The sequence below is a fragment of the Lelliottia sp. 489 genome, from assembly GCF_050435885.1.
Classification (GTDB): Bacteria; Pseudomonadota; Gammaproteobacteria; order Enterobacterales; family Enterobacteriaceae; genus Enterobacter; species Enterobacter nimipressuralis.
Genome location: NZ_JBNDLC010000002.1, coordinates 267922 through 280616, shown reverse-complemented (window position 1 = coordinate 280616; position 12695 = coordinate 267922). Strand labels below are relative to the sequence as shown.

General features: G+C 55.4%; 11 protein-coding genes and 7 tRNA genes. 1 reads left to right on the top strand and 17 read right to left on the bottom strand.

Annotated features, from left to right (window positions below):
• Positions 1-70: 70 nt before the first annotated feature.
• The 10 genes from rihA to miaB all read right to left on the bottom strand — a co-directional run bounded on the left by rihA (position 71) and on the right by miaB (position 10363).
• A complete protein-coding gene (gene rihA / locus ABIE11_RS09390; protein ID WP_429184370.1) occupies positions 71-1006 on the bottom strand; it encodes a pyrimidine-specific ribonucleoside hydrolase RihA in 936 nt (311 codons plus the stop codon).
• Positions 1007-1126: 120 nt separating this feature from the next.
• The gene (locus ABIE11_RS09385; RefSeq protein ID WP_107704044.1) at positions 1127-1852 is read right to left on the bottom strand and encodes an amino acid ABC transporter ATP-binding protein; all 726 of its coding nucleotides are present in this window, start codon (positions 1850-1852) and stop codon (positions 1127-1129) included.
• A complete protein-coding gene (gltK, locus tag ABIE11_RS09380; RefSeq protein ID WP_100777217.1) occupies positions 1849-2526 on the bottom strand; it encodes a glutamate/aspartate ABC transporter permease GltK in 678 nt (225 codons plus the stop codon). The genes ABIE11_RS09385 and gltK overlap by 4 nt, the downstream gene beginning before the upstream one ends.
• Positions 2526-3266: an amino acid ABC transporter permease gene (locus tag ABIE11_RS09375; protein ID WP_102104168.1), complete on the bottom strand. Its 741-nt coding sequence runs from the start codon at positions 3264-3266 to the stop codon at positions 2526-2528. The genes gltK and ABIE11_RS09375 overlap by 1 nt, the downstream gene beginning before the upstream one ends.
• Before the next feature lie 157 nt (positions 3267-3423).
• A complete protein-coding gene (locus ABIE11_RS09370) occupies positions 3424-4329 on the bottom strand; it encodes an amino acid ABC transporter substrate-binding protein (RefSeq protein ID WP_429184369.1) in 906 nt (301 codons plus the stop codon).
• Positions 4330-4731: 402 nt separating this feature from the next.
• Positions 4732-6270 carry an apolipoprotein N-acyltransferase gene (gene lnt / locus ABIE11_RS09365; RefSeq protein WP_100777215.1) on the bottom strand — a complete coding sequence of 513 codons (1539 nt, stop codon included), beginning with the start codon at positions 6268-6270 and terminating at the stop codon, positions 4732-4734.
• Positions 6271-6275: 5 nt separating this feature from the next.
• On the bottom strand, positions 6276-7154 hold the full coding sequence (corC, locus tag ABIE11_RS09360; protein ID WP_100777214.1) for a CNNM family magnesium/cobalt transport protein CorC: 879 nt from the start codon (positions 7152-7154) through the stop codon (positions 6276-6278).
• Positions 7155-7255: 101 nt separating this feature from the next.
• Positions 7256-7723 (bottom strand): rRNA maturation RNase YbeY, encoded by a 468-nt coding sequence (ybeY, locus tag ABIE11_RS09355; protein ID WP_100777213.1) that lies wholly within the window; start codon positions 7721-7723, stop codon positions 7256-7258.
• Entirely contained in the window at positions 7720-8766 is a 1047-nt protein-coding gene (locus tag ABIE11_RS09350; RefSeq protein ID WP_181827485.1) for a PhoH family protein, read from the bottom strand. Before ABIE11_RS09350 ends, ybeY begins: the two co-directional genes overlap by 4 nt.
• Before the next feature lie 172 nt (positions 8767-8938).
• The gene (gene miaB / locus ABIE11_RS09345; RefSeq protein ID WP_129034471.1) at positions 8939-10363 is read right to left on the bottom strand and encodes a tRNA (N6-isopentenyl adenosine(37)-C2)-methylthiotransferase MiaB; all 1425 of its coding nucleotides are present in this window, start codon (positions 10361-10363) and stop codon (positions 8939-8941) included.
• 136 nt (positions 10364-10499) lie between these two features.
• On the opposite strand from miaB, the gene ubiF reads away from it, so the two are divergent.
• Positions 10500-11675 carry a 3-demethoxyubiquinol 3-hydroxylase gene (gene ubiF, locus ABIE11_RS09340; RefSeq protein ID WP_429184368.1) on the top strand — a complete coding sequence of 392 codons (1176 nt, stop codon included), beginning with the start codon at positions 10500-10502 and terminating at the stop codon, positions 11673-11675.
• A gap of 93 nt (positions 11676-11768) precedes the next feature.
• Here the strand turns inward: ubiF and ABIE11_RS09335 are convergent.
• The 7 genes from ABIE11_RS09335 to ABIE11_RS09305 all read right to left on the bottom strand — a co-directional run bounded on the left by ABIE11_RS09335 (position 11769) and on the right by ABIE11_RS09305 (position 12474).
• Positions 11769-11843, bottom strand: a tRNA-Gln gene (locus ABIE11_RS09335).
• Between the two features lie 43 nt (positions 11844-11886).
• A tRNA-Gln gene (locus ABIE11_RS09330) sits at positions 11887-11961 on the bottom strand.
• 44 nt (positions 11962-12005) lie between these two features.
• A tRNA-Met gene (locus ABIE11_RS09325) sits at positions 12006-12082 on the bottom strand.
• A 16-nt stretch (positions 12083-12098) separates the two neighbouring features.
• Positions 12099-12173 (bottom strand) — tRNA-Gln (locus ABIE11_RS09320).
• A 32-nt stretch (positions 12174-12205) separates the two neighbouring features.
• Positions 12206-12280, bottom strand: a tRNA-Gln gene (locus ABIE11_RS09315).
• Between the two features lie 23 nt (positions 12281-12303).
• A tRNA-Leu gene (locus ABIE11_RS09310) sits at positions 12304-12388 on the bottom strand.
• Between the two features lie 9 nt (positions 12389-12397).
• Positions 12398-12474, bottom strand: a tRNA-Met gene (locus tag ABIE11_RS09305).
• Positions 12475-12695 lie beyond the last annotated feature (221 nt).

Here is a 12695-nt window from a genome sequence, read left to right as displayed (position 1 = left end):
CGGTGGCGCGACGTTTACCGGGCCTGCAAAACTGTAGGCCGGAAAAGCGCGGCGCCGCCCGGCGCACTGATTAGGCGTAAAACTTCAGTCTCTCTGCCAGCAAATCGACAAACGCTTCCCGGTTGATATCCACCATCAGCGTGGTATTTGGCGTATTGCCCGTCAGGAAATAATAATCCACCACCGTCATGCCCTGAGTGTATTTCCCCTGGGTTTCAACCCCGACCCAACGATCAACGGTCGTGAAAATCTCCGGTTTCAGCAGCCAGGCGATGGTGCACGGATCGTGCAGCGGCGCGCCCTGGAAGCCCCATTTCTCGGTTTTGTGGTATTCCATAAAGAAGTCGAGCAGCTCAGCGACCGTGGTGGCAACAGGATTGCCAATTGCGCGAAAACGCGCGATATCTGCTGCCATGATCTGCGCCCGGTGGGTGACATCCAGACCGGCCATCACAATCGGGATGCCCGACTGGAAGACAATTTCTGCGGCTTCCGGATCGACGAAGATGTTGAACTCTGCCGCGGGCGTCCAGTTCCCCAGCCCCATCGCTCCACCCATGATCACAATCCGCGCGATTTTCGCGTGCAGTTCCGGGTGGCTGTTGAGCAGCAATGCCACGTTGGTTTGCGGGCCTGTGGCCACCAGCGTCACCGGCTCGTCGCTTTCTCGCAGCACGTTCGCCATCAGCTCAACCGCCGTGCAGTTTTGCGGTTCAAAGCCAGGTTCCGGCAGCGCCGGGCCGTCCAGCCCGCTCTCGCCGTGGACGTTATCGGCGATGATCAGATCGCGCATCAGCGGTTTCACCGCGCCGCCCGCCACCGGGATATCCATGCGATTGAGCAGGGTCAGCATGCGTAACACATTACGCAGGGTTTTGTCCGGGGTCTGATTTCCGGCGGAGGAGGTGACGGCTTTGAGGGCTAATTCCGGTGAGGCGAGGGCAAGGACAAGCGCGATAGCGTCATCATGACCAGGATCGCAATCGAGAATGATCGGCAGTGGCATAGGGTGCTCCATTTTTGGCGTTATTTTGTGACAAGGTTAACGCCGCAAGATGAAGCAGACGAGAAGAAGAGACCCAAAGCGTGAAGTGGTGCGCAATCCGAAGATTGCGCACCCGTTTGATTAGTGCAGGATTTTGGCAAGGAAATCTTTGGCACGATCGGATTGCGGGTTAGCGAAGAAGTCCTCTTTCGGCGAATCTTCGACAATTTTCCCTTCGTCCATAAAGATCACGCGGTTGGCCACTTTGCGGGCAAAGCCCATCTCGTGGGTCACCACCATCATGGTCATCCCTTCGTGCGCCAGCTCCACCATCACATCCAGCACTTCGTTGATCATTTCCGGATCAAGCGCGGAGGTCGGTTCATCAAACAGCATGGCGATAGGGTCCATGCACAGCGCGCGCGCAATCGCCACACGCTGTTGCTGACCACCGGAGAGCTGGGCCGGGAACTTATCGGCGTGAGCAGACAGCCCCACGCGTTCCAGCAGTTTTAAGCCTTTATCACGCGCCGCTTTTTTGTCGCGTTTCAGCACTTTTACCTGCGCCAGCGTCAGGTTCTCGATAATCGACAGGTGCGGGAACAGCTCAAAGTGCTGGAACACCATTCCGACGTGGGAACGTAGTTTCGCCAGGTTGGTATTTTTGTCGTTCACCTTCGTGCCATCGACGACAATCTCGCCTTTTTGCACCGGTTCCAGGCCGTTGACGGTTTTAATCAACGTCGATTTACCGGAGCCAGACGGCCCGCATACCACAACCACTTCGCCTTTTTTCACTTCGGTGGAGCAGTCGGTCAGCACCTGAAAGTGCCCATACCATTTAGAAACATTTTTCAGGGAAATCATGAGACTGTCCTTTTCTTCAGCCAGGTAACCAACAGCGACGCGCTTAAACTAATTGCAAAATAAACTGCACCTGCGAACAGGATCATCTCAACCTGCGTACCGTCGCGTTCGCCGATAGTGGAGGCCGTACGGAAGAAGTCCGCGAGGCTCAGCACATACACAAGCGAGGTATCCTGGAAGAGAACGATGCCCTGCGTCAGCAGCAGCGGGACCATGGCGCGAAACGCCTGTGGCAGAATAATGAGCTTCATGGACTGCCAGTGGGTCATCCCCAGCGCCAGTGCTGCGCTCGATTGTCCGCGAGAGATGCTCTGAATACCCGCGCGAATAATTTCCGAATAGTACGCCGCCTCAAACATTGAGAACGCGACCATGGCAGAGATCAGGCGGATATCGGTTTTCGGCGACAGCCCCAGCACGTTTTGCAGCAGGCCGGGGACGATCAGATAAAACCACAGCAGCACCATCACCAGCGGAATAGAGCGGAAAACGTTGACGTAGGCGGTGGCGAACCAGGCGAAAGGCTTGAAGCTCGACAGGCGCATGACCGCCAAAATCGTGCCCCAGACAATACCAACCACGATCGCAATGGCGGTGATTTTTAAGGTAATAACCAGCCCGTCGAGCAGATAGGGCATGGCGGGAACAATGGAACTCCAGTCAAACTCGTACATTATTTGCCCCCCAGATTGCCCGGCAGGCGAGTTTTACGTTCAACCAGGTTCATCACCAGCATGATGAAAGCGTTAATCAGCACATAGGCCACGGTAATGGCGGTGAAAGATTCCCACGCGTGGGCGGAGTAATCCAGCAGCTTGCCCGCCTGCGCCGCCATATCGACCAGACCAATGGTGGAGGCGATGGCCGAGTTTTTCACCAGGTTCATCATCTCGGAGGTCATTGGCGGAACGATTACGCGATAAGCGTTTGGCAGCAGCACGTAGCGGTAGCTTTGCGGCAGCGTCAGGCCCATCGCCAGTGCGGCGTTCTTTTGCCCGCGCGGCAGCGACTGAATCGCGGCACGCACCTGCTCGCACACGCGCGCAGCGGTGAACAGGCCAAGGCAGAGCATCGAGGAGACAAAGAACTGAATATTCGGGTCCAGCTCAGATTTAAACCACATGCCGAGATTTTCCGGCAGCAGTTCAGGCACAACCAGATACCAGGTAAAGAACTGCACGATGAGCGGAACGTTACGGAACAGTTCGACGTACAGGGTACCCAGGGAAGAGAGAAAACGGTTCGGAACGGTACGTAAAATACCGAACAGGGAACCGACCAGGAAAGCGATTATCCAGGCCGTTATCGATAACGCAACGGTAACCTGAAAGCCGCTCCACAGCCAGCCAAGATAGGTGGTGTTGCCGAACGGAGCTTGTTGCAGAAAAATGCCCCAGTTCCAGTCTATTGACATAATAAACTCCAGAAAAAAAAGGGTAGCAGCGCTACCCTCGAAGATTGGTGAGAAGCTCAATGTTCGCGCTGAGTGGGGAACGACCACTCAACGTATAGTCTGTCCGCGCTTCCCGACAATCGAGAGGGCAGGAGATCCCGCCCCTTAATGGTTCTAATTAGTTAAGTGCTTTGTCGTTTGGTTCTTTGAACAGGGCTTTCATGTCGTCAGACAGTTCAAAGCTCATGTTGAGATTTTTTGGTGGAATCGGGTTCTTGAACCACTTATCGAACCATTTTTCTGCTTCGCCGGAGGTCTGAACCTGAGCGATGGTGTCATCGATCAGCTTTTTGAAGCCCGCGTCGTCTTTACGCAGCATACAGCCGTATGCCTCTTTCGACTGCGCCGTGCCGACGATGTCCCAGTTGTCTGGTTTCTTCGCTTTTGCACGTTCGCCCGCCAGCAGCGCGTCATCCATCATGAATGCCACCGCGCGGCCGCTCTCCAGCGTACGGAAAGAGTCACCGTGGTCTTTCGCGCTGATGATGCGCATATCCAGTTTCTTCTCGTCGTTAAGCTTATGCAGCAGCACTTCAGAGGTGGTACCGGAAGTCACAACAACCGCTTTGCCTTTCAGGTCTGCGAAGTCTTTAATCTCGCCGCCTTTTTTGGTCAGCAGACGCGTACCGACCACGAAGATGGTGTCGGAGAAGGCTGCTTGTTTCTGACGTTCGAGGTTGTTGGTGGTGGAACCACACTCAAAATCGAAGGTGCCGTTTTGCAGCAGAGGAATACGGTTTTGCGACGTAATTGGAATCAGCTTCACCTGCAGGTCAGGTTTGTTGAGCTTTTTCTTGACCGCTTCTACGATCGCGTTGGAGTAGTCCTGAGAGTAGCCTACGACTTTTTGCGTGTTGTCGTAGTATGAGAACGGGACGGAAGATTCACGGTGGCCGACCACGATCACGCCATTTTTGGCAATCTTGTCGAGAGTGCTCCCGGCAGCCGGAGCGTCTTCAGCGTGAACGACGCCTGCGGACATCCCCATTACCAGCATTGCTGTGGCCAGTTTACGTAATTGCATACCCAACTCCTTTATTATCTGCGCCAATGACGCATTGATACCCATTGTGATGTTGTTATATCTCGCGCGATGCGAGTGCAGTGTTATGCAAGCTTGTTAACATTTAGTCTGGCTTAATGTAAAGATTTTGCTGCGTTATTGTTTATTTTTGCGAAGCGCGCCGCACCATTCAGAGGCAAAAATATCTGCCTGCACCGTTTCGGTGCTACCGATGAACTGCGGTGGTGCGCCAACGTTGCACGTTAAGCCAAACCACTGAATCTGTGATTTAACAAAGCAATAGGCGTGCCAGAAATGGGAGTCGAGGGGGATTTGCCGGGTATCAGATGTGTCGTGCCAGGCCAGGCCTGGAAATGAGGGAATGAAGGCCCGGCAAGCGAAACGCCGCCGGGCACTGGGGGATTACTTACGACGCTGACGCAAACTCATTAACACAGCGCCAAAACCAAACAGAACCGTCAGGATCCACAGCGGCCAGTTGCCGGTGCGAGCATACGGCGTGAGGCCGGAGGTTGGCGTGACGGTGGTTGTCAGCACGGCGCGTGTGAATTGCGGGATCATCGCCTGGATTTCACCCTGCGGACCAATCACGGCGGTAATGCCGTTATTGGTGCTGCGCAGCAGCGGACGGGCCAGCTCCAGGGAACGCATGCGCGCCATCTGGAAGTGCTGCCACGGGCCAATCGACTTACCAAACCAGGCGTCGTTGGAGATGGTCAGCAGATAATCCGTATCGGGACGGAAGTTATCGCGCACCTGTTCGCCAAGGATGATTTCGTAACAGATCGCAGGGGTCAGCGCCAGGCCATGCGCATGAAGCTGCGGCTGGACATAAGGCCCACGGCTGAAGGACGACATTGGCAGATCGAAGAACGGCGCCAGCGGACGCAGAATCGTTTCCAGCGGCACAAACTCACCAAACGGCACCAGGTGGTTTTTGTTGTAACGATTCGCCGATTCGTAGCTGTACGGGTTGTCTTTGCCGAGCGTGATAATGGTGTTGTAGGTGTCGTAACGGTTCTGTTTGTTCAGACGCGCGTCGACAATCCCGGTGATCAGCGTGCTGTTCTTCGCGCGCAGCAGATCGTCCATCATGCTCAGGAAACGCTGCTGGTTGATCTCCAGATCGGGAATCGCAGATTCCGGCCAGATAATCAGGTCAGATTTGCCCATCTCTTTCTGCGTCGCATCGAGATAGATTTTCAGCGTATTGATCAGCTGGTTCTCATCCCACTTCAGCGACTGTGGAATATTGCCCTGTACCATCGACACCTGAGTCGCGCGCGCGGGCTCCAGAGTGAACCACTGGATAAAGCGCAGCGGGAAGGGAAGGGCAAACAGCACCACTGCCGCGACCAGCGGTTTCCAGTTGCGCTGCACCAGGGCCAGCACCAGCAGACCACTCACCACCATCAGCAGGAAGTTGATCGCCTCCACGCCCATCACCGGCGCCAGGCCTTTTAGCGGACCATCGATCTGGCTGTAGCCAAACTGCAGCCACGGGAAGCCGGTCAGCACCCAGCCGCGTAAAAACTCGGTGATTTGCCAGACCACGGGTGCCGCAATCGCCACGCGCAGCCAGCTGGTTTTCGGCCACAGGCGCGACAAAATCCCCGCGAAGAGACCGGTATACAGTGAGAGATACGCCGCCAGCAGCACCACCAGGAAGACGTTAACCGGGCCAGGCATACCGCCGAACTGCGCGATACTGACGTAAACCCAGTTAATGCCAGAGCCAAACAGGCCCAGACCCCAGAAGTAGCCGATGGCCGCAGCCTGAATCGGGCGACGATTCAGCGTCAGCCCTTGTAACCCCATCAGTGAGAGGAGGGCGGCAGGCCAGATGTCATAAGGAGAAAAAGCCAGCGTTCCGCTGGCTCCGAGCAACAGCGCCAGCAGCAAACGGACGCGCTGGCGTTCAAGCAGTGGGGCAAATGCCATTTACATTAATCTTCCAGTTTTGGCACCGGGGAGTCGTCCGGCATTCTGACGTGAACCTGAATAATACGTCGGCTGTCGGCCATAGCGACCTTGAACTGGTAACCATCGATGTCAACGGACTCGCCGCGCGCCGGAAGATGGCCAAAGGCCTGCATCACCAGCCCGCCAATGGTATCCACCTCTTCATCGCTGAAGTGGGTGCCAAAGGTGTCGTTAAACTCTTCAATGGAGGCCAGCGCGCGCACGGTCCAGGTATGGCGGCTCAGCTGACGGAATTCGATATCGTCTTCTTCATCGTACTCATCTTCGATTTCACCGACGATCAGTTCGAGAATATCTTCGATAGTCACAAGGCCGGAAACACCGCCAAATTCATCGATAACAATCGCCATATGGTAGCGCTGGGAGCGGAACTCTTTCAGCATGCGGTCAACGCGCTTGCTTTCCGGGACCACCACCGCCTGGCGTAACACTTTTTCCATGCTGAAAGCTTCGGCATCGCTGCGCATAAACGGCAGTAGATCCTTGGCCATCAGAATCCCTTCAATGTGATCTTTGTCTTCGCTGATCACCGGGAAACGCGAGTGGGCCGATTCGATGATCACATCGAGGCACTCGTCCAGAGTCTGGTTGCGTTTCAGGGTAATCATCTGCGAGCGGGGGATCATAATATCGCGAACGCGCTGGTCGGCGATGTCCATGACCCCTTCGAGCATTTCGCGCGTATCTTCGTCGATAAGATCGTTCTGCCCGGAATCACGAATCAGCTCCAGGAGTTCATCACGGTTTTTCGGTTCGCCGTGGAACAGCTGGCTCAGAATGAGGGAGAAAAATCCCTTCTTACTGGTTGTCGTGTCGCTACTGTGTGAATTGTCGTCGCTCATGGCGTTTGTTAAGGGTTCTCTTGTGAGTTTAATGCGCGCCGCCGCAGGAAAGGTCCATATGCGGCGGCCTGATCGGTCAATAAAGCCTGATGCTTAACTGACTATTCTTTCTCGGCAATGTACGGATCCTCATAGCCCAGAGCAAGCATTATCTCTGTCTCGAGGGATTCCATCTCTTCCGCTTCTTCGTCTTCAATATGATCATAACCCAGCAGATGCAGACTGCCGTGGATAACCATATGCGCCCAGTGAGCGTCGAGCGGCTTTTGCTGCTCTTTGGCTTCCTGTTCAACCACCTGACGGCAGATGATCAGGTCGCCGAGCAGCGGCATTTCGATGCCCGGCGGCGCTTCAAACGGGAAAGAGAGCACGTTGGTCGGCTTATCTTTCCCGCGATAGGTCAGGTTCAGCTCGTGGCTCTCCGCTTCGTCGACCAGGCGAATCGTGACTTCTGACTCTTCCTGAAACTGCGGGATCACCGCATCCAGCCATGTTTGAAACTGACGCTCTTCCGGCAAACCGGAATTGTCTTCACAGGCTAGCTGTAAATCGAGGATCACCTGACTCATTTATTCTCATGCTCCTGGGCTTCGCGTTTTCGTTCCGCGGCCTGTTCTGCTTTACGTTTTTGTTCTGCTTCTTCCCACGCTTCATAGGCGTTGACGATGCGGGCGACCACCGGATGGCGCACCACGTCTTCGCTGTTGAAGAAGTTGAAGCTAATTTCGTCTACTTCCGCCAGCACTTCGATGGCGTGACGCAGACCGGATTTGGTGCTGCGCGGCAGGTCGATCTGGGTGATATCGCCGGTAATAACCGCTTTCGAGTTGAAGCCGATACGCGTCAGGAACATCTTCATCTGTTCGATGGTGGTGTTCTGACTCTCATCGAGAATGATAAACGCATCGTTCAGCGTACGGCCGCGCATATAGGCGAGCGGGGCGACTTCAATGACGTTACGCTCGATCAGCTTTTCCACTTTCTCGAAGCCGAGCATTTCAAACAGGGCGTCATACAGCGGGCGCAGATACGGGTCTACCTTCTGGCTCAAATCGCCGGGCAGGAAGCCCAGTTTCTCACCGGCTTCTACCGCCGGGCGCGTCAGCAGGATACGACGAATATCCTGACGCTCCAGTGCATCGACGGCGGCGGCAACGGCCAGATAGGTTTTACCCGTCCCCGCCGGGCCGACGCCGAAGGTGATGTCATGGTCGAGAATATTGGCGATGTACTGCGCCTGGTTTGGCGTACGCGGCTTGATGACGCCACGCTTGGTTTTGATATTGATGGCCTTGCCGTAGTCCGGCACGCTTTCCGCGCTCTGCTCAAGCACTCGCGCTTCTTTAATGGCGAGGTGGATGTGCTCAGGCTCGATATCCTGAGTTTCGCCGCGCATCGGGGCGGTATCGACATACAGGCTGCGCAGAATGTCCGCAGCGGCGTTGACGCAGATGGCGCGTCCGGTGAGTTTGAAGTGATTATCGCGACGATTGATTTCGATACCCAGACGTCGCTCCAGTTGTTTGATGTTGTCATCAAACGGCCCGCACAGGCTCAGCAGGCGAGCGTTGTCTGCTGGCTCCAGGGTAAGTTCACGCGTTTCTGTATTCAAACTGTTCCTCTTAATGTGTGTAGGGTCAGAGAGCAACGTGCCGAACTGACTTACAGACGAGTCGTCTTTACGAAATTATTCACGCCACAGTTTAAAGGCGCAAGCTTATGGTTGCATATTGGGGACGCAGAGGGGAAATACAAGGCCTGCCAGAGCGACAGGCCTGAATGGATCAAGGCTGGTAAACACCGACACCCAAATCGTTTTCTTTACGCGTGCGGGCAATAACAGACTCTGGCGTTTCGGCGACGCGCAGGCCCATTTCCGCTTCCGTGCGCACCAGTTTGCCGCGCATGGAGTTGGTGAGCACTTCCTGGATTTCGATATCGACAAACTTACCGATCATGTCCGGAGTGCCTTCGAAGTTCACCACGCGGTTGTTCTCGGTTCGCCCAGAGAGCTGCATCAGGCTCTTACGCGACGTGCCTTCCACCAGAATACGCTGCGTGGTGCCGAGCATACGGCGGCTCCAGGCGTTGACCTGCTGGTTGATACGCTCCTGCAGAATATAGAGACGCTGTTTCTTCTCCTCTTCCGGCACATCGTCCACCATATCGGCGGCTGGCGTGCCCGGACGCGCAGAGAAGATAAAGCTAAAGCTGGTGTCGAAATTGACTTCGCCAATCAGCTTCATAGTACGCGCGAAGTCGTCGGTGGTTTCGCCAGGGAAGCCGACGATAAAGTCGGAGCTAATCTGGATATCCGGGCGCGCTTCACGCAGCTTGCGGATGATCGCTTTGTACTCCAGCACCGTATGCGTGCGGCCCATCAGGTTCAGCACGCGGTCAGAGCCGCACTGAACCGGCAGGTGCAGGAAGCTCACCAGCTCTGGCGTATCGCGATAGACATCAATGATGTCATCGGTAAATTCGATCGGATGGCTAGTGGTGAAACGCACGCGGTCGATACCGTCGATGGCGGCAACCAGACGCAGCAGCTCGGCGAAGGTGCCGGTGGAGCCGTCGTAGTTTGCGCCACGCCACGCGTTCACGTTCTGGCCGAGCAGGTTCACTTCACGCACGCCCTGGGCCGCCAGCTGGGCCACTTCAAACAGAATATCGTCGCAAGGGCGGCTGACCTCTTCACCGCGCGTGTAAGGCACGACGCAGTAGGTGCAGTATTTGTTGCAGCCTTCCATGATGGAGACGTAGGCGCTTGGGCCATCGGCACGCGGCTCTGGCAGACGGTCAAATTTCTCGATTTCCGGGAAGCTGACGTCAACCACCGGGCTGCGATCGCCGCGCACTGAGTTAATCATCTCCGGCAGGCGATGAAGAGTTTGCGGGCCAAACACAATATCGACGTAATGGGCGCGTTGACGGATCAGCTTGCCCTCTTGCGAGGCCACGCAGCCCCCGACGCCGATAATCAGGTCCGGATTTTTCTTTTTGAGGAGTTTCCAGCGACCTAACAGGTGGAAGACTTTTTCCTGCGCTTTTTCACGGATTGAGCAGGTGTTAAGCAACAGCACATCGGCTTCTTCTGCCACTTCAGTCAGTTGATACCCGTGGGTGGCATTCAGCAGATCGGCCATCTTCGATGAATCGTATTCATTCATCTGACAGCCCCAGGTTTTTATATGGAGTTTTTTAGTCATCGACTTGCTCAGGCTCAGGATTGCAAGCCGCGTATTGTAATGCTTTGGTGGGGTTGTGACCAGTATGAAGGTTGGCTGCCTCAAGGGAGAAAAAATCCGGTAAACTTAAGGGATTCTCTTCAAAGGATTATTGACCATGACACTCCAGAAAACCGAAATCGCCGTGGTCGGCGGCGGGATGGTCGGCGGCGCACTGGCGCTGGGACTGGCACAACAGGGATTCCAGGTAACGGTGATCGAGCAGGCCGCGCCCCCCGAATTTGACGAGGCTCAGCAGCCGGACGTGCGGATCTCGGCGATCAGCGCCGCGTCGGTCGATCTGCTGCGCGGGCTGGGCGTGTGGGAGGCGATCCTCGCGATGCGCGCCCATCCGTATCGACGGCTGGAGACGTGGGAGTGGGAAACCGCGCATGTGACCTTTGACGCCGCTGAACTGAAGCTGCCGCTGCTGGGCTACATGGTGGAGAATAACGTTCTGCAGCTAGCCCTGTGGCAGGCGCTGGAGGCGCATGAGAACGTGACGCTGCGCGTTCCGGATTCCCTGAAAGCGCTGCATCGCCATGAGGGCGGTTATTTGCTGGAGCTGGCTAACGGCGATGAACTGGCCGTGAAGCTGGTCGTGGGGGCCGACGGTGCGAACTCGCAGGTGCGACAGATGGCCGGGATTGGTATTCACGCCTGGCAGTATCAGCAATCTTGTATGCTGATTACCGTTAAATGTGAAAATGAGCCGGGCGACAGTACCTGGCAGCACTTTACCCCCAACGGTCCGCATGCCTTTTTACCGCTCTTTGGACACTGGGCGTCGCTGGTGTGGTACGACACGCCGGCGCGCATTCGCCAGCTGCAAAGTTTGTCGATGGATCAGCTGCAGCGCGAAATCGAAAAACACTTCCCGGCGCGTCTCGGCGCGGTGACGCCGGTGGCGGCGGGGGGATTCCCGTTAACCCGTCGTCACGCCCTGCAATATGCACAAGAAGGGCTGGCGCTGGTGGGGGATGCCGCGCATACCATTCATCCGCTGGCCGGGCAGGGCGTCAACCTGGGATATCGTGACGTCGAAGCATTGTTATCGGTGATGAGCAGCGCGCGTGACCATGCGGAATCCTGGGCGAGTGCGGCTGTGCTGAAGCGCTACCAGACGCGTCGCATGGCGGATAACTTTTTAATGCAGTCGGGGATGGATCTGTTTTATGCGGGATTCAGCAACGATCTCGGCCCGGTGCGAATTCTGCGCAATGTGGGTCTGATGGCAGCCGAGCGTGCGGGCGGATTGAAGCGTCAGGCATTGAAGTACGCGTTAGGTCTGTAAGTGCTGTCTCCTCCCTCGTTGTTTTGAGGGAGGGGGATATCTCCAGAGCACAAAAACAAAAAAGCCCGCAGAGCGGGCTTTTTTGCTATTAAGTGGCTGGGGTACGAGGATTCGAACCTCGGAATGCTGGTATCAGAAACCAGAGCCTTACCGCTTGGCGATACCCCAACAGGGTGCGTTAAACAAACAACAATCTAACGACTTTTGAAATTGGCTGGGGTACGAGGATTCGAACCTCGGAATGCTGGTATCAGAAACCAGAGCCTTACCGCTTGGCGATACCCCAACAATTTTTTCTAGTTTATCGAAATAATCGATAAATTTCTAATTTGGTGGCTACGACGGGATTCGAACCTGTGACCCCATCATTATGAGTGATGTGCTCTAACCAACTGAGCTACGTAGCCAGACTGCTTTCTTCGATGGCTGGGGTACCTGGATTCGAACCAGGGAATGCCGGTATCAAAAACCGGTGCCTTACCGCTTGGCGATACCCCAATAACCGCGGAGAACCGCTAAATCGAAGAAGATGGCTGGGGTACCTGGATTCGAACCAGGGAATGCCGGTATCAAAAACCGGTGCCTTACCGCTTGGCGATACCCCATCCGTGCAACGCAGAACTGGAAATGGTGCGGGAGGCGAGACTTGAACTCGCACACCTTGCGGCGCCAGAACCTAAATCTGGTGCGTCTACCAATTTCGCCACTCCCGCAAAAAAAGATGGTGGCTACGACGGGATTCGAACCTGTGACCCCATCATTATGAGTGATGTGCTCTAACCAACTGAGCTACGTAGCCATCTTTTTTTCGCGTTACCTTATCGGCGTTGCGGGGCGCATTATGCGTATAGAGCTTTGCAGCGTCAATACCTTTTTCAACGAAAATGGCCGGATTGTGACTGTTTGGTTAGGTTGCGAACAGCGTGGCCGAATAATCGGCAATTATTGGTTATTAATCGTTTTTGTTCTGCAAAACGCGAGGCATAAAAAAGGCCCCGAAGGGCCTGAGTACGATTCTGG